The sequence below is a fragment of the Hydrogenovibrio halophilus DSM 15072 genome (assembly GCF_000384235.1).
Classification (GTDB): domain Bacteria; phylum Pseudomonadota; class Gammaproteobacteria; order Thiomicrospirales; family Thiomicrospiraceae; genus Hydrogenovibrio; species Hydrogenovibrio halophilus.
Genome location: NZ_KB913033.1, coordinates 1,213,561 through 1,229,579, shown reverse-complemented (window position 1 = coordinate 1,229,579; position 16,019 = coordinate 1,213,561). Strand labels below are relative to the sequence as shown.

General features: G+C 46.8%; 16 protein-coding genes. 10 read left to right on the top strand and 6 right to left on the bottom strand.

Features of this window, described 5'->3' with window-relative positions:
• The first annotated feature begins 51 nt into the window (after window positions 1-51).
• The 3 genes from A377_RS0105900 to A377_RS0105890 all read left to right on the top strand — a co-directional run bounded on the left by A377_RS0105900 (window position 52) and on the right by A377_RS0105890 (window position 4,879).
• Window positions 52-3,033 (top strand): beta strand repeat-containing protein, encoded by a 2,982-nt coding sequence (locus tag A377_RS0105900; RefSeq protein WP_019895299.1) that lies wholly within the window; start codon window positions 52-54, stop codon window positions 3,031-3,033.
• Window positions 3,034-3,354: 321 nt separating this feature from the next.
• The gene (locus tag A377_RS13265; protein WP_019895298.1) at window positions 3,355-3,660 is read left to right on the top strand and encodes a transposase; all 306 of its coding nucleotides are present in this window, start codon (window positions 3,355-3,357) and stop codon (window positions 3,658-3,660) included.
• A gap of 148 nt (window positions 3,661-3,808) precedes the next feature.
• Entirely contained in the window at window positions 3,809-4,879 is a 1,071-nt protein-coding gene (locus A377_RS0105890; protein WP_028485308.1) for a transposase, read from the top strand.
• Window positions 4,880-5,304: 425 nt separating this feature from the next.
• Here the strand turns inward: A377_RS0105890 and A377_RS0105885 are convergent.
• A protein-coding gene (locus tag A377_RS0105885; RefSeq protein WP_096777468.1) for an IS3 family transposase occupies window positions 5,305-6,494 on the bottom strand; the annotation gives its coding sequence in 2 pieces (ribosomal slippage) (window positions 5,305-6,248 and window positions 6,248-6,494; 1,191 coding nt in all).
• 248 nt (window positions 6,495-6,742) lie between these two features.
• Between A377_RS0105885 and A377_RS0105875 the strand changes: the two genes are divergently transcribed.
• Both A377_RS0105875 and A377_RS0105870 read left to right on the top strand, forming a co-directional pair.
• Entirely contained in the window at window positions 6,743-7,549 is an 807-nt protein-coding gene (locus tag A377_RS0105875; RefSeq protein WP_157760768.1) for a hypothetical protein, read from the top strand.
• Entirely contained in the window at window positions 7,549-7,890 is a 342-nt protein-coding gene (locus A377_RS0105870; protein WP_019895291.1) for a hypothetical protein, read from the top strand. The genes A377_RS0105875 and A377_RS0105870 overlap by 1 nt, the downstream gene beginning before the upstream one ends.
• 28 nt (window positions 7,891-7,918) lie before the next feature.
• Here the strand turns inward: A377_RS0105870 and A377_RS0105865 are convergent, their stop codons facing one another.
• Complete coding sequence (locus A377_RS0105865) at window positions 7,919-8,515, bottom strand: hypothetical protein (protein ID WP_019895290.1); 597 nt, start codon at window positions 8,513-8,515, stop codon at window positions 7,919-7,921.
• A gap of 10 nt (window positions 8,516-8,525) precedes the next feature.
• Complete coding sequence (locus A377_RS0105860; protein WP_019895289.1) at window positions 8,526-8,729, bottom strand: hypothetical protein; 204 nt, start codon at window positions 8,727-8,729, stop codon at window positions 8,526-8,528.
• Window positions 8,730-9,035: 306 nt separating this feature from the next.
• On the opposite strand from A377_RS0105860, the gene A377_RS0105855 reads away from it, so the two are divergent.
• Together A377_RS0105855 and A377_RS13105 are read left to right on the top strand one after the other, a co-directional pair.
• Window positions 9,036-9,950 (top strand): RpnC/YadD family protein, encoded by a 915-nt coding sequence (locus A377_RS0105855; RefSeq protein ID WP_019895288.1) that lies wholly within the window; start codon window positions 9,036-9,038, stop codon window positions 9,948-9,950.
• 14 nt (window positions 9,951-9,964) lie between these two features.
• On the top strand, window positions 9,965-10,135 hold the full coding sequence (locus A377_RS13105) for a hypothetical protein (RefSeq protein WP_019895287.1): 171 nt from the start codon (window positions 9,965-9,967) through the stop codon (window positions 10,133-10,135).
• Between the two features lie 33 nt (window positions 10,136-10,168).
• Here the strand turns inward: A377_RS13105 and A377_RS12025 are convergent, their stop codons facing one another.
• The gene (locus tag A377_RS12025) at window positions 10,169-11,041 is read right to left on the bottom strand and encodes an Abi family protein (RefSeq protein ID WP_019895286.1); all 873 of its coding nucleotides are present in this window, start codon (window positions 11,039-11,041) and stop codon (window positions 10,169-10,171) included.
• 132 nt (window positions 11,042-11,173) lie between these two features.
• The gene (locus A377_RS0105840) at window positions 11,174-11,740 is read right to left on the bottom strand and encodes a site-specific integrase (protein WP_019895285.1); all 567 of its coding nucleotides are present in this window, start codon (window positions 11,738-11,740) and stop codon (window positions 11,174-11,176) included.
• A gap of 24 nt (window positions 11,741-11,764) precedes the next feature.
• Here A377_RS0105840 and A377_RS12020 point away from each other — a divergent pair, with 24 nt between their 5' ends.
• The 3 genes from A377_RS12020 to A377_RS0105825 all read left to right on the top strand — a co-directional run bounded on the left by A377_RS12020 (window position 11,765) and on the right by A377_RS0105825 (window position 14,048).
• The gene (locus tag A377_RS12020; protein ID WP_019895284.1) at window positions 11,765-12,685 is read left to right on the top strand and encodes a hypothetical protein; all 921 of its coding nucleotides are present in this window, start codon (window positions 11,765-11,767) and stop codon (window positions 12,683-12,685) included.
• Between the two features lie 294 nt (window positions 12,686-12,979).
• The gene (locus A377_RS12015) at window positions 12,980-13,774 is read left to right on the top strand and encodes a SapC family protein (RefSeq protein ID WP_019895283.1); all 795 of its coding nucleotides are present in this window, start codon (window positions 12,980-12,982) and stop codon (window positions 13,772-13,774) included.
• A gap of 73 nt (window positions 13,775-13,847) precedes the next feature.
• On the top strand, window positions 13,848-14,048 hold the full coding sequence (locus A377_RS0105825) for a DUF6447 family protein (protein WP_019895282.1): 201 nt from the start codon (window positions 13,848-13,850) through the stop codon (window positions 14,046-14,048).
• A gap of 486 nt (window positions 14,049-14,534) precedes the next feature.
• Here the strand turns inward: A377_RS0105825 and A377_RS12010 are convergent, their stop codons facing one another.
• Entirely contained in the window at window positions 14,535-15,989 is a 1,455-nt protein-coding gene (locus A377_RS12010) for an HlyD family type I secretion periplasmic adaptor subunit (protein ID WP_019895281.1), read from the bottom strand.
• Window positions 15,990-16,019 lie beyond the last annotated feature (30 nt).

Sequence of the window (16,019 nt, the reverse complement as noted above, 5' to 3'; positions counted from 1 at the left end):
GACTTAAAACAATATTGTAAGTCCATGTTTAAGCAAACAGGAGAAAGTTAAATGGCTTTAACACAAACTCAAGTCTCTGAACTCTATGTCAGTATTTTTGGTCGCGCCTCAGAGGGTAACGGCAACCAATTCTGGCAGGCAGAAGACTCCATGGAAAGCGCAGCCGCAGCAATGCTGGCGACTGATCCTGCCATCGAATACTTTGGCGACACTCTGAATGACAACCAGGCATTCATCGAGTTCATCTACGAGAACACCTTTGGCAAAACCTATGCAGAAGATCCGGAAGGCGTGGATTTCTGGACAGCGGCGCTGAACGGAGGCACTTCAAAAGGCGAAATCGTGGCCAGCTTGATCAGTGCTGTGGAAGGCGTTGAAGACGGTGATGCGGCGAAAGCCCAGTTCAACAACCGTGTGGAAGTGTCCAATTACACAGCCGACAACATTACGGAAGCCGGTGACAACCTGGACCAGTTCAAGAACTACATCAACACCGTGACCGATAATGCGGCAACTGTTACCTCTGCGAAAAACTCTGTGCAGGCTGATCGCCCTGAGAACCCAGGTGAAACTTTCACGTTGACTACAGGTATCAATGAAGGCACAGCTGGTGACGATTTGTTCATCGGTACTCGTGGAACAATCGATGGGGCTATCGTTCAAGCAGGCGGAGGCATAGATACTCTGCGAGCTACAGTCGATAACGCTAATGACGATGGCGCTCCTGTGACTTCTTCAGATCTTGAGATCTTGCAACTGCGTGCACTTGATGGGACTGCGATCGACTTAGGTGATGCATCAGGCCTAGAGCAGGCTTGGTCTAATCGCTCAGCGGGTGACTTGACGCTTGAAAATGCTGTTAATACCACAACATTTGGTATGTCAGACACTGAAGCTGCGCTTGCAGTTGAGATTTCAGGTGTTTCAGCGACTGATACAGTTAACGTCGCTTTGGATACTGCGGGCATTGAAGGCGATACTGCACAGTTCCAATCACAAACTGCTGAAACTCTGTCTGTAACCACTTCAGGTGGTGCGTCCTACTTTGATATTGATGATGATACCTCAGACATCGCCGGACAAGGTGCTGACGTTAACGCATTTACTACGGTTAATGTTGCTGGCGATCAAGACTTGGATCTTACTGTTAACGAAGAAGTTACAACAATCTCTGCAGCCGACTTTACCGGCGGTCTGACAGTTGACATGGACATGGCTTCTGACAAAACAGTGACTTCTGGATCTGGTAATGATTCCATCACTGTATCTGGAGCTGGTGAAGATACTATCTCAACAGGTGCTGGCGATGATACCGTTGACTTGGGAACAACCTTGTCAACTGATGACTCGATTGATGCAGGTGAAGGTGAGGATACCTTGGCTGTAACGGGTGCTGGTGGAGCAGTGATTGGAGCTGACCGTACAGAAGATCTTCTAAACTTCGAAACCTTGTCTGTAACAACAGGCGCTTCAGGAGACTCAGTTGATTTGGACAATATCGCTGTAAACGCTGTATTGGTTACTGATGATGGTAACGATTTCACAGCTACAAATGTCTCTGATGAAACATTCACAGTTACTGCTACAGATGATGCTACTGATGATTCAAGTAATTCAGCTGACTTTACCGCAACTCTGGCCGATGATACTGGTGAATCTGACTCTATAACTGTCACGGTTCAAAACCAAGACGAAGGCGATGACTCTGCTTCAGACGATGATCGCATCACTGCAGCCTTAACCTTGGATAATATTGAAACATTGAACATCGACGGTACAGCGACAGAAGATGCCAACAACAAGGTTGAGATTGATTTGACAACCTCAACGACTGGCACTGCGGAACAAACCTTGAACATTGGCGGTGATGCAGTTGTAGAATTTGCAACAACACCATTGACCTCTGATACGATCAATGCCTCTACTAACACTGCAGGCGTTATCTTGAACCTTGGCAACGCAGATCAAACTGTTACCGGTACAGCAGAAGATGATTCTTTCATCTTTGTAGCTGGAGAAATGGATGCTAATGACACTGTTGATGGTGGAGAAGGCGACGATACGGTTGAAGTAACTGTTGAAGATGCGGCTACTGTTACATCAGCTAACATTTCTAATGTTTCAACCATTAATATTACAGCAACCGCTACTAATGCTCAGACATCAACTTTTGACGCTGATAATGTGTCCGGCAATGTAAATTATGTTGTTGATAATGCTACAGTATCTGCTGGTGCTGGTTCTGGCGCAGAAACCCTGATAGTCGATAACATTACTTCAGGTAGCACTGTGACAATCAAGGGTGACTTTACAGAAACCACCAATACTGATGCTAACCTTGACTTGAACTTGTCTTCATCCACAGCTTCAGACGTTCTGAACATCGTCTCTGAAGCTGATGGTGCAACAGCAACATACGACGCTGTTACAACTAACAGTGCTGAAACCATCAACCTGACAGTTACAGATGATGATGCAACTGCTGTGACTACTATCAGCTCTTTTGACATCACTGGAACGGAAACATTGAACGTTACCGGTGAAGATGGGCTTGTGATCTCAGCATTTGCTAATGCAGGTGATGTTGCCACCATTGACCTTTCTTCAATGACAGGTGGGTTTGACCTTGCAGATTCAGGGGCAGGCGCAACTTACATTGTTGGAGAAATTGCAGATGGTGTAAATGGAGACAACATTGACACCACTGATAATGTTTCTGCTGATGATGCTGTTTCAGCAATTGCTTTAACCGCAAGTCAGAATGACATTGTTCGGTTCACTGCAGATAGCCTAAATGATGATATCTTGATCACAGGTTTTGAAGCAGGTGGTAACATTACCGATGACAATGTAGACTTGTCAGCGTTCACCTCATTAACATCCACTGATGATCTAACATTCACCGATGGTGACTGGGATGCTGATAGTACAAGTGATGATGTTGCAATCACATCAGATGGATTTGACGGCACAATCTATCTAACAGGTGTGACCACAGCTGAACTGAACAATGCTGACTTCACCTTCGCCTAATCCCTACCCCAAGGTAAGGATGCCTATCTCCGGATAGGTTAAAGCACTTTAACCCCGTATGGTTCGCCCAGCGGGGTTTTTCTGTAAGGGGACTTTGAAATGTAAGCCTCCGGTCCAGCGCATACTTCCCTCCTTCCACAACAACTGTCATCCTTTTGCACCTGTCACAACAACAGGAGTAATGACATGACATCAACCACCGTACCCAACCCAACCGACAAGGCCGCATTCTGGTAGAAAAAGGACACCCATGTTTCTTTGCATTCCCTCTGCTCTTTTTCTATACTGTATTTCACTTAATCTTATTTCGGAGTCCTCATTATGACCCGTGCCCGTGATTCTCAAATCAATCTTTCTGAAACCCCTTGGTATCACTTGGTCAATCGCTGTGTCCGTCGGGCGTTTTTGTGTGGCACGGATGCCATTTCCGGGCGCAATTACGAGCATCGCAAACCCTGGATTGAACAGCGGATGATGCAGTTGGCATCGGTGTTTGCCATTGATGTGGCGGCGTTTGCGGTGATGAGCAACCATTATCATTTGGTGGTGCGGGTCAATCACAAGAAAAAGGACACCCATGTTTCTTTGCATTCCCTCTGCTCTTTTTCTATACTGTATTTCACTTAATCTTATTTCGGAGTCCTCATTATGACTCGTGCCCGTGATTCGCAAATCAATCTTTCTGAAATAGAAAAAGGACACCCATGTTTCTTTGCATTCCCACCGCTCTTTTTCTATACTGCATTTAACTTAATCTTATTTCGGAGCCCTCATTATGACTCGTGCCCGTGATTCTCAAATCAATCTTTCTGAAACCCCTTGGTATCATCTGGTCAATCGCTGTGTCCGTCGGGCGTTTTTGTGTGGCGTGGATTCTATTTCCGGGCGTAACTATGAACATCGCAAACCCTGGATTGAGCAGCGTATGATGCAGCTGGCATCGGTCTTTGCCATTGATGTGGCGGCATTTGCGGTGATGAGCAATCATTATCATCTGGTGGTGCGGGTCAATCAGGTGAAAGCGGAAAGCTGGTCAATGGATGAGGTGTTACTTCAATGGACCCAGTTGTTTGCAGCGCCCAAGTTGGTGCAGGATTATTTGGCTGATCCCAAAGCATTAAGCGCCGGGTCATTAAACCGAGTACAGGAACAGGCTGAGATTTACCGTGAGCGGTTGATGGACATTTCCTGGTATATGCGGGTGTTGAATGAGTCGATTGCCCGTTATGCCAATCAGGAGGATGAGGTCAAGGGCCGGTTCTGGGAGGGCCGCTTTAAGTCTCAGGCATTGTTGGATGAACAGGCGGTATTGGCGGCGATGGCGTATGTGGATTTGAACCCGGTGCGGGCCAATATCGCTCGTGAGTTGTTGGATTCGGATTTTACGTCGGTGCAGCGTCGTTTACAGGGTGTGTATCATTTTGAGGCAGCACCTGAAAAACTACCAGGCCTGGTTACAAAGACGTCTGACAAAGAATCTGCATTTGCGCAACCGTTTCTGGAACGGCTGGAGAAAATTCCCACTGCATCATTGCTGGCGTTTGATGCATCTGGCCTGGAAGACTCCGCCATCCCTTGCTCGGCTACGGATTACATGGCGTATGTGGATTTTCTGGGCCGTGCGGTGCATCCGGATAAGTCCGGGCACATGAATGAAAATCTGCCGCCTTTGATGCAGCGATTGGGCTTGGATGACAAACACATGGAAGCTTTTGTTCAAAGTAGCTGGTTGAACAAGTTTGGTGGCGCTGTGGGTCAGGTGATGAGTTTGAACAAACACCGATCTGAGCGTGATCAACGGTTTGTCAAAGGACAAAGTGCGGCCAAAAGGTTGTTCGGGGCTTAAAATGCGTCACGATCAACCGTCAACACCTTTAAAGATGCCTCCACTTCGGTCGGCATAACAAAAACATCAATCTACGCCAAAAAGCTAAGAAAAAGGACACCCATGTTTCTTGACCTTCCATTGAGTTTTTCCTGTTGTGTGGGGCTTTTGGTTGGGTGGTTGTTTGTTTTCCTGGCCAGGGATGGGGGTTGCTGACGCCCGTTGGTTGTCGAATACACCAGACGAATAAAATGCATTTTATTGTCGTGGGGTATTGGCAGAACCTCCTTCACAACTGAGAAAAACCTTTCGAAAATACAAAGACCGTTGACTTATCGCCATAATTACGTATATTATTTTGCTGTGGAACTCCCTCTTTAAAACAAAGTTTAAGCAAGGAAACTAGCTATGATTAAGAAGTGGTTTTTTTCAATAGCCTGTTCCGGTCAACCAAAATCGGACACTTTTTCCGTTAAATTATCCTCAGCGACACCGCCGCTGAGTTCATACTCCACCGGGCTCATATCACCCAAGGTGGAATGCAGTCGCCGATGGTTGTAATAACGGATATAACCATCAACGTCTGATTTCATGTGTTGGCGCTCAATGTGAATCACATTGTTCAACCATTCATGCTTGAGACTGCCGAAGAAGCGTTCTACAACGGCATTATCCCAACAGGCCCCCTTGCCACTCATTGAGCTTTGAATGCCGTATCGCTCAAGCACTTTTCGAAACGCTTTTGAGCTGTACTGGCTTCCACGATCCGAGTGAAACAGGCATTGGTCATGTTTGGGCTTTCGCAGCACCGCTGCCTGTTTCAGCGCCTTGATCACAAGTTCCTGGGTCATTTGCTTGTCCATGGCGTAACCGATCACTCTTCTTGAATAAAGATCGATCACCACCGCCAGGTAAAGCCAGCCTTCTCGGGTACGCAAATACGTTATGTCGCCGGCCCAAGCTGTATCAGGTTCTGGCACGTCAAAGGCCTGATCCAGCAGATTGTCGGCAATGGTATTGCTGTGCTTGCTGTTGGTCGTGACTTTATGCGCCCGACGCTGCTGGCAGACCAGGCCATGCTCTCTCATCAGTTTGATGACGGTGCCTCGGCTAACGTTGATCTCATAATACTTTTTCAGGGCCTTTTTGAGACCCCGTGAGCCCAGGCTCTGCCGGGACTCCTTAAACAGTTGTTTCATCGCTGCAATGAGCTGAATGCGCTCAAAACGGATGAGGTTGGTTTCTCCGTATTGGCACCAGTGGTAATAACCACTCCGGCTCACTCTCATCACCCTGCACAGCACTTTGACAGGGTAGTTCTGGCTTTCCTCGCGGATGAACCGGTATCTCAAAGCATGTCTTTGGCGAAGAAAGCGCTGGCCTTTTTTAGGATTTCCTGCTCCATCTTAAGGCGTTTATTTTCTTTGCGTAGCTGTTTGAGCTCTTCTCGTTCTTTGTCATCCAAGCCTGGTTCAGGTTGCGTCAGTTTACGTTTCCAGCGATATAGCAACTGTTCTGACAATCCCAGCGACTGGGCTGCTTCTTTTACGCTGTATCCTTGCTCTGTGACTAATGCAACGGCTTCTTTACGAAACTCGTCGGTATAACGATTGCGAGTTGGCTTTTTGTTCTCCATTGGCTTCACTCCTGCGTTTGATAAACATTATCTTACAAGAGTGTCCGAAATTATTGGACCACAACATAAAGAACTGGTGCAAAACAGGTTGACACGTTCCGAGGACAGCAATTTTTTTACCCAACACACGTATACCCGCTTCGACGCAACAGTGGGAAAGTCATACACCGTGGGGCATAGTCAAAATCACAGGAAAGATTTGTCAGATACATCGACGCTTGTTTTACCTTTTATTTAAAAACAACCGTTTGCATCATTTTGACTCAACCACTGGAAATCTTGATGTGGTTTTCGATATCAAGAAAATTGCAAAAGCCTATTCAAAAAGCAAGCATGGACACATCAAATCTTTGGAATGGTTTGAGGAACGTTTTATCGAAATGGTGAATGTTCAAATTGAATATTTACATAGCAAGCCTCGTTCAAACAACAAGCACTCAGGCACGGACAGTCAGACTTTTTCTATTTTTGAGAGATTTGACTATTACAGAGATTTACCTGACATCCCCGCAAAGCCTATTCATCATCCGATGCAGAGGACAACATCATTTAAAGCACAAAACTTTGATAATGACCGTCGTTTTTATTCTCTGATACGCCTTAGCCGAGAATTTGTTGACTTCATTCGCGATGACATCAACGTGATGGGTACAGAAACGGCGGTTCAGAACCTCCACAAGATCAAAGACGGTCCTCTGCACGCAGCAGCCTGTTTCGTTTTAACGCACAAATCTGGCAATCGACACACTTTGTGCCAAGTACTAAACACGATCTTTCCTGAGCACATAAAGATGAGCAGCACAAATTTACGGAAAGTCAAAAGCCGGTTAAAAGCAAAGGCGATTGCAGAGAAAGGACTTCTGGAAGAACTAGGCGTCACTTACATCGAAGACCAACAGATGTTTGTTCGGCTGGAGGAATTCTCATCAGACGACTCAAAAAAGAAGTTCATCACGGCGTCCGGCAAATCTTCCTATTTCCAGAAAAAATATCTTCCCAACTCCAAGACAACAAAAACAGCCGACAAAAAAAACGATAAAAAAGGAGAGGCATAATGATTTGTGAACCAAATATTTTTCATGATCAGCAAGACCAAGAAATTTATCAAGCTTTACGTAATCATTGCTTAAGGTGCGAGCCGATTTCCATCTCCCTTTTAGCTAAAATTGACTACTTAAAAATACATCTTTCACTAAATGCTCTCGAAGCATGCAATCAATACAGTGAATTATTACATATGCCCCTCAATCACGTCAGTGAATGTCAGCGAGAATTTGAAATGGCTGAACTCTCCAAGCATTACGACCAGATTAACGTTGCAGTAAACGACCTTGATTTCATTCAGTCAAGATACGGTGTAAAACCTGTTGAGGATGTATGGGAAATATTAAATTGATCTTGTGTGTTTTAATACACTCCTGCAACTAGCTAAGCGCAACAATCGCAGCAATTGCGCCAAATACGGTGGCAATCAAAGTCATAACCTTAAGAATAAAACCAGTGGTTTTTTCACGCTCTTTTTTTATAATGATGGGATTGGCCTTATCAAATTTGAATATGATTTTGCTTAGCTGCTCGATAAAAGGAAGGGTCTGCTCGTAGTATTGATCCCGATTCTTATAAGCACTTCCATCGCGCCTTATGCGGCCAATGCTTTCGTTGATACTTTCGAGTTGCTCTAAACACTCAACATAATCGGGCAGAACATCAATAGTGGAAGCATTGTTTGAATGGCGCTGCTGAAAAAGCTCAGCTTTTTCTAAGTAAAAGATGATCAACGCTTCAGAAGCATCGTATATGGCGCGTTTGGCATGTCCTTCAGCTTTTTCAATCTCTTTGACCAAAGTGGCTTGATCATCTTCAGCGAGAAGCGCTTTAATAATGTGATAGCCAAAGTATCTTAGCTCATTGATCGAAGGAACAATAATGTTGCCATTGACATCTTCGGCCTTTTTGACTTGTTTTTCAGCTTGCTCAAAAAGAGTTGCAAGTTCTTCAAGCCGTTCATGGTGCTGAGTCATAGTCAAAGGTTCAGATAAACTTATGCTGAGCAATTTTCTGAGCCCGCAATGATAACTCTTCTCGAGTTAAATAACGGCCCGACTGAAGAGATACATTGCCACGAGCTAAACGTGACACAATCTTTTTCTCGACAGCTTGCGTTTCAGCCCGCTCCTGCTCCACAGAAAGTGGTCTCGGTAAACGGAAAGCGTTCAAAATGGAGTGCATATTCATAATGGTTCTTTTTTATCTCAGGCCTTTTACAGCCACCAAAGTTTTGATACAGAAATAACCTAAAAATCATACTCTTTTACGCCGCGAATGTCAAAATCAGGCATCCCACTTAAACCACGGCAATGATTCCACTCTTTCAGCATGGATTGGCCCCTGGGCACGCAATTCATGACTGTATTTGCCGCAGATCATGAATGCACTGGTTCACATGGTCACCTCACTTTTTTTGACCACTTTCAGGCATAACTTTACGTGCTACAATCTTCCATTATTTGCCAAGTTCGCAGACCACCAAAAAGAACCCAGATGATGGACAACTCCGAATATCGCTCACAGGCTCAGCAAGACCACGACAGCCCTTGGAAAGAAGCCTTAGAAGCCCGCTTTCCTGAGTTTTTGGATCTACTGTTCCCAAAAGTCCACCAGTTGATTGACTGGTCAAAACCCATCGATTTTCTGGACAAGGAACTCCAGCAGATTCTGCCCACGTCTGAAAACGGACGCACCTATGCTGACAAGCTGGTGCAAGTGCATTTAAAAGACGGCCAGACGACTTGGGTCTTGATTCATGTGGAAGTGCAAGGCGAGCCGGAACGTGCGTTTGCCCAACGGATGTTTCAATACAATTACCGCATTCGTGACAAGTACGACAGGGATGTGATCAGTCTGGCGGTGTTGAGTGACACCAACCCGAGCTTTCGTCCCAGTCGCTATGCATTTGAAATGGGTGGCTGCCGTATTCTGTTTGAATTCCCAACCGCCAAACTACTGGACTGGCAAAACAAGCTGGATGCCCTGCTCGCCAGTGAGAACGTGTTTGCCCTGATTGTGGCAGCCCAGCTCCACGCCAAGCTTTTAAAAGAGCCCAAACAAAGGCTGGATGCCAAAACGCGTCTGATCCGTCTGCTTTATGAGCGCGGCTACAGCCGGGAGCAAGTCATTGAATTATTTAAGTTCATTGACTGGATGATTCGTTTGCCGGATAATTTAGAGATTGAGTTTAAAAACACCATCGACCAAATTGAAGAGGAAATGCATATGGCTTATGTCACATCGGTTGAACGTATTGCCACTCAAGAGGGTAAGCTTGAAGGTAAGCTAGAGTTGGCTATTCAAATGGTCAAAGATTTAAACCTGTCTGTAAAAGATGTGGCCGAAAAATACCAGCTGCCTTTGAAGGAACTCAAAGAGCGTCTCAACCAAGACAAAAACTCTGATTAACCAAGGTTTATTTGATGGCTTATATCACATCGGTTGAGCGTATTGCTGCTGAAGAAGGAAAACTGGAGGTAGCCTTAAAAATGATCAAAGAATTTGGTCTGTCTGACAAAGAGGTGGCTGATAATCTAAGTATTCCATTGAATGAGCTCAAAGAGCGACTTAATCAAGACAACCAAGCCAAGTAGAACTTATTCGCCAAGCGAATCGTTACGCGCGCTTTACAATCCAAGGTCAGCCCGATCAACTTTTGGATAAGACTCAAACAGTCTCTCAAGCTGCTTGTCCCAGCCATCATTCAACCCTATCTGACCCAGAAAATAATTAATAATGACGACCATAGAAGCGAATTGATCGGGTCTATGAAACCTTATTTGTTTGCGCTTGTAGTTGGTGGGTTTTACGCGCAACGGGGTCCGTAGGATTTGACTGTGGTGGGCAGCGTGATTTCTCAGTACGGATAAGGCATGGACCCATGACCTGAAAACTTCTGGCTGGTCAATCTCAAATTTCATAGAGATGGCTTTCCGATCATTGGGATTTTTTAAAATGGCGTATGTCTTTGACCAGAAACCGAATGAAATGATTTCACTCATGGCCCAACTGGGCGGATATTCCGGGAATTCATAATGGTCGTAATAGTGTTGAATAAAACGCTTTTTTCGTCCATTGCGCACTTCCTCTTCCAGCTTTTTGCACAGCTTGGCATAGTCCCAGTGGCGTGTGCTTTTGAACAGGGTTTTATCCAAAAACCAATGCGGGGAATGGCTTAGGCTCAAATGATTTGAAATGCTGGCTCTGACAGCGACCTCGATGCGATCAATGGCATCAATCGTAATCAGCCTTAACTCTCTGTCGAACTCATATTGCTGGATGAGATCATCCAGTTCATAATTCTGGGTAAATTGCTTGGTCCTTTCGTCAAAATGGTCAAACATATACCCTTTGAGCCGATACGCACCGACAAAACGAAAATATTTGAGTGCTAGGTCTCTTTGATCATCCGGCACAATCAAACCATTAGACTCGTACTTTTTGAGCAGTTTTTCTGGGGTAAGCGCTTGTTTTTGAAAGTGACGTTTTTGCTGAGGCATAAAAAAGAAGGAGGGAAAATAAAAGACCCGCTTTTTGCACGTCTGCCGAAGCAGAACCCTATACGAATACAGGACGTGTAGCGGGTTTGTTAATTAATACTATACTCTGTTTCGCTTTGCAGTCAACCCATTTCACCCATCGACCTCAACCAACGGCAATGCCTCGGCTTTGTTGGGCATCGATTGCGCCATGGGCACATGACTCATGGCGGTGCTGGCCGCAGACAATAACGAGTCGTGCGACAGATGCGCATACCGCTGTGTGGTTTTGATTTGGGTGTGACCTAATAGCTTTTGCACTTCATACAAAGATCGACCGCCATTGACCAGAAAAGAAGCGAACGAATGGCGTAGGTCATGGATGCGCAGCTCTTCCAGCCCTGCCCGCTTTCTGACCACATCCCAAGCGTAAAAAATGTGCTTGTAAGGTTTTTGGGTGTCAGGGTTGGCAAAGACCCAATCACAGTTTTCAATTTTTGGAACCTGGCTTAACAAGGTGATGACACCATCGGATAATGGCACATGCCGAGTTTTACCGGCCTTGGTGAATTCGATGGTCCAGATGCGCCGCTCCAAATCAAAATCTTCCCACTTTGTGGTTAAGACTTCATTCTTGCGAGCACCGGTGAGCAGCAACATCGAGACAATGTATTTGAGCATTTTGGCGCTGGATGTCTCCAATGCCTCAAATACGAGCATCGCAAACCCTGGATTGAACAGCGGATGATGCAGTTGGCATCGGTGTTTGCCATTGATGTGGCGGCGTTTGCGGTAATGAGCAACCATTATCATTTGGTGGTGCGGGTCAATCAGGTGAAAGCGGAAAGCTGGTCAATGGATGAGGTGTTACTTCAATGGACCCAGTTGTTTGCAGCGCCCAAGTTGGTGCAGGATTATTTGGCTGATCCCAAAGCATTAAGCGCCGGGTCATTAAAACGAGTACAGGAACAGGCTGAGATTTACCGTGAGCGTTTGATGGATGTGTCTTGGTATATGCGGGTGTTGAATGAGTCGATTGCCCGTTATGCCAATCAGGAAGATGAGGTCAAGGGCCGGTTTTGGGAAGGCCGCTTTAAGTCTCAGGCATTGTTGGATGAACAGGCGGTATTGGCGGCGATGGCGTATGTGGATTTGAACCCGGTGCGGGCCAATATCGCACATGAGTTGTTGGATTCGGATTTTACCTCTGTGCAGCGACGTTTGCAGGGGGTGTATCATTTTGAGGCAGCACCTGAAAAACTACCAGGCCTGGTTACAAAGACGTCTGACAAAGAATCTGCATTTGCGCAACCGTTTCTGGAACGGCTGGAGAAAATTCCCACAGCACCATTGCTGGCGTTTGATGCGTCTGGTCTGGAAGACCCCGCCATCCCTTGCTCGGCTACGGGTTACATGGCGTATGTGGATTTTCTGGGCCGTGCGGTGCATCCGGATAAGTCCGGGCACATGAATGAAAATCTGCCGCCTTTGATGCAGCGATTGGGCTTGGATGACAAACACATGGAAGCTTTTGTTCAAAGTAGCTGGTTAAACAAGTTTGGTGGGGCTGTGGGTCAGGTGATGAGTTTGAACAAACACCGGTCTGAGCGTGATCAACGGTTTGTCAAAGGACAAAGCGCGGCCAAAATGTTGTTCGGGGCTTAAAATGCGTCACGATCAACCGTCAACACCTTTAAAGATGCCTCCGCTTCGGTCGTCATGACAAAAAGAACGAATCGGAATGACAACCCCCTGTCGTCCTGAGCGAAGCCGAAGGACCTCCAGCCGACAGTGCTATCCTGAAGAAGATCCCTCCGCTCCGGTCGTCATGACAAAAGGGGAACGGTCGTCATGACAAAAAGAACGAATCGGAATGACAGGAAAGACTTTCGTCCGGGCCTGAATCCCTTCCTTCTGTGTTAGAATTCTGAGTTAATTTATTTGATTGAGAGTGCAATTATGCCCACTTGGAAACCCATTCAAAAAACCGTTCATCAAGATGCTCGCTGGCAACCCTATACCGATTATCAGTTTGCCAAAAACGATACAACTGCCCCTCTTTTGATGGCGGAAATGGCCAATGCCCTGCCCTTTTATCCGATGGGCTTTGTGAAAACACCCAAGGATGAGTTTCAGCTAGTGGCAGTCCAAAGCCTGCAACCAAACTTGAACTTGTTTGTGAATGCACAAGGCAAGTGGCGGGTGCCTTATGTACCCTCCGTGTATCGCGGATATCCGTTCAAAATGCTAAAAGCCGAGACCAACGATTCGATTTTGTGCGTGGACACAGAATCGAAGCTGTTTCTGCCTGAAGAAAAAGGGGATAAAGGCCAACCTTTATTCGCCGAGCAAGGGGAGTTGAGTGAGCCGATGCAAAAAGTGGTGGACTTTTTGCAGCAATGTGAACAAAACCGGCAAGCCACTCAACAGGCTGTGACCGCTTTGAATAAAGCCGAACTCATCACTCCTTGGTCCATACAGACCAGAACGTCTGAGAACACTGAGAAGCCAGTAAAAGGCCTGTACAAAATTGACGAGGCGAGCTTAAAAAAACTCCCCGGCGAGACTCTGGAAAAGCTCAGTCAAAGTAATGCCTTGGCTGTGGCTTATTCTCAATTATTATCCATGCCGCGGCTAAAAGGTCTGAGTCAGCTGTATAAGCTGCATGAAACGGAACAGCAAAAAATCAACCCCAGAGAAGTGGACCTGGATCAACTGTTTGGCGAAGACGATGATGACAGTTTGAAATTTTAAAGGTCGTCAGGTTGAAAAAAGCGTAATCGGAACCATTATTCAAGAGCACATTTTTTAAAAGAAGGAAAGTTAAATGGCAGAACAAACAATCACAATCGATGGCAAAGAATATGCGGTGGACAAGTTTTCAGACGAAGCCAAAAATCAACTGGCCAGTCTACGCGCCACGGATCAGGAGATTGCCCGCTTGCAGACGCAAACCGCCATCGCTCAGACAGCCCGAAATGCCTATGCTCGAGCATTGGCTGAATTGCTGCCCAAAGACGATGCATAACGCACAAAAAGCCTGACAGGCTACCGCCTTTTTCCCAAAGGTGATGTGCGATGTAAAAAACCCACCGTTCGGTGGGTTTTTTACATTCTGTAATTTAGAAAAAATAACATACACAACTTATTCCTGTCATCCTGATCGAAGCCGAAGGATCTCCAGCCGACAGTGCCATCCTGAAAAAGATCCCTCCGCTCCGGTCGGGATGACAAGGGGAACAGTTGGTATGACACCCCCTGTCATCCTGAGCGAAGCCGAAGGATCTTCAACCGACAGTGCCATCCCGAAGAAGATCCCTCCGCTCCGGTCGGGATGACAAGGGGAACGGTTGGTATGACACCCCCTGTCATCCTGAGCGAAGCCGAAGGATCTCCAGCCGACAGTGCCACCCTGAAAAAGATCCCTCCGCTCCGGTCGGGATGACAAGGGGAAGCGGTCGTCATGACAGTACAAACAGCTCAACTTGCTTTGGGTGACTATACGAGCACGAGATCAATCTTCATTAAATGCGCGTTTGAACATGTCTGAAATGGGTTTGATCAGGTAGCCGAAGAATGTGCGCTCTCCGGTTTTGATCATGGTTTCAGCTGGCATGCCGGGCAGCATGAATATGCCGTCCTCTTTCATCTGTTTGACCCCTTCCGGTGTGATCTGAACGCGGGCTTCGAAGTATTTCTCACCGCTCTGCTCATCGGTAAAGCTGTCGGCCGAAAGCTTGGTGACCTCGCCGGTAATCACATGCGTGCTTTGGGTATTGAAGGCACTGAATACAACGTCGGCCATGAGCCCAACCCGGACTTTGTCAATGTCCTGAGGTTTGACTCTTGCCATGACAACAAAGTTCTGCGTTTTGGGCACAATTTCCATCAAAGGATCACCGGAGCGCACCACCGCTCCGACCGTGTGTACTTTCAGACCGTTGACTTTCCCGCTGGCAGGCGAACGGATTTCCACCCGCTTCAAACGGTCAAGAAGGGCGGTTTTGCGGGCCTGAAGTTCAAATTTTCGAGTTTGAACGTCTTTGAGTTCGGCCACCACTTCCTGCAGGAACTGTTGCTTTCGAAGCACTCGCTGTGACTCGGTTTCAGCCACTTTCACTTTCAAACGCGCGGTTTCCGACAGGTTACCGGCACGCTCACCTTTTAGTGTTGCCAGCTCCCGCTTCATCTCCTGAAGTCGGATTTTGTCGGCAAAACGTTCATCGTAAAGCGCCTGCCAGTCTTCGACCTCTTCTTCGTAAGAGGCAATCCGGTCATCCAGACTTTTGATTTGTTCCTGCAGCCCCGAAATCTGTTGTTTCAAGGCGGAAATCTGCTGGCCGTAGATTTTCAGCTCCTGATTCAAGCCATTCCGTCGGGCGTCGAACAAGGCTCTTTGGCCCTCAATCAACTCCTGAACGTCGTCGCTGGTTTCGGCCTGCTGCAACAGGGAGGGTGGAAAGGTGACCTGGCCTTTTCCGCTGCGCTCGGCAAACAGACGGGCTTCCAGCGCCAGAAGGCTGTTCAGTTGAGATTGAACCGTGTTCAACTCGGAGGCCGCCTGAGTGGGCGAGAGTCGCAACAGCACTTCGCCTTTTTCAACGATTTCGCCTTCTTCCACTAGAATTTCAGAGACGATGCCACCTTCATAATGTTCAACTGTGCGGTTGCTTTCTTCGACCTGAACTTCGCCCGGCGCCACGGCGGAGCTGCTGAGCGGAGCCAGCGCGGCCCAGCCACCGAACACAACAAAGACCAGAATGACCACCAGCCAGCCAAAGCGGTAATAAGTGTGATCATTGGTCTTGACGCCCGGGAACTCGGGTTGTTTTTTGACGCTGAGGCTGTCGTAATCGTGACTGCCAGGTTTGACCCTGGCTTCACCATCGTAAACGCCCGGATGGGTGTCGCGACGACTTTCAGCGCCTAAGTCTAGGTTTTCTTTTAAATCTTGTTGTTTCTGTGTCATGGTTGTTCCATTGATTCGGCCTGATCGTTA

Coding starts and splice junctions, on each gene's coding strand:
- A377_RS0105900 (WP_019895299.1), top strand. CDS start 52: ATGGCTTTAACACAAACTCAAGTCTCTGAACTCTATGTCAGTATTTTT.
- A377_RS13265 (WP_019895298.1), top strand. CDS start 3,355: ATGACCCGTGCCCGTGATTCTCAAATCAATCTTTCTGAAACCCCTTGG.
- A377_RS0105890 (WP_028485308.1), top strand. CDS start 3,809: ATGACTCGTGCCCGTGATTCTCAAATCAATCTTTCTGAAACCCCTTGG.
- A377_RS0105870 (WP_019895291.1), top strand. CDS start 7,549: ATGATTTGTGAACCAAATATTTTTCATGATCAGCAAGACCAAGAAATT.
- A377_RS0105865 (WP_019895290.1), bottom strand. CDS start 8,515: ATGACTCAGCACCATGAACGGCTTGAAGAACTTGCAACTCTTTTTGAG.
- A377_RS0105860 (WP_019895289.1), bottom strand. CDS start 8,729: ATGAATATGCACTCCATTTTGAACGCTTTCCGTTTACCGAGACCACTT.
- A377_RS0105855 (WP_019895288.1), top strand. CDS start 9,036: ATGATGGACAACTCCGAATATCGCTCACAGGCTCAGCAAGACCACGAC.
- A377_RS13105 (WP_019895287.1), top strand. CDS start 9,965: ATGGCTTATATCACATCGGTTGAGCGTATTGCTGCTGAAGAAGGAAAA.
- A377_RS12025 (WP_019895286.1), bottom strand. CDS start 11,041: ATGCCTCAGCAAAAACGTCACTTTCAAAAACAAGCGCTTACCCCAGAA.
- A377_RS0105840 (WP_019895285.1), bottom strand. CDS start 11,740: ATGCTCGTATTTGAGGCATTGGAGACATCCAGCGCCAAAATGCTCAAA.
- A377_RS12020 (WP_019895284.1), top strand. CDS start 11,765: ATGATGCAGTTGGCATCGGTGTTTGCCATTGATGTGGCGGCGTTTGCG.
- A377_RS12015 (WP_019895283.1), top strand. CDS start 12,980: ATGCCCACTTGGAAACCCATTCAAAAAACCGTTCATCAAGATGCTCGC.
- A377_RS0105825 (WP_019895282.1), top strand. CDS start 13,848: ATGGCAGAACAAACAATCACAATCGATGGCAAAGAATATGCGGTGGAC.
- A377_RS12010 (WP_019895281.1), bottom strand. CDS start 15,989: ATGACACAGAAACAACAAGATTTAAAAGAAAACCTAGACTTAGGCGCT.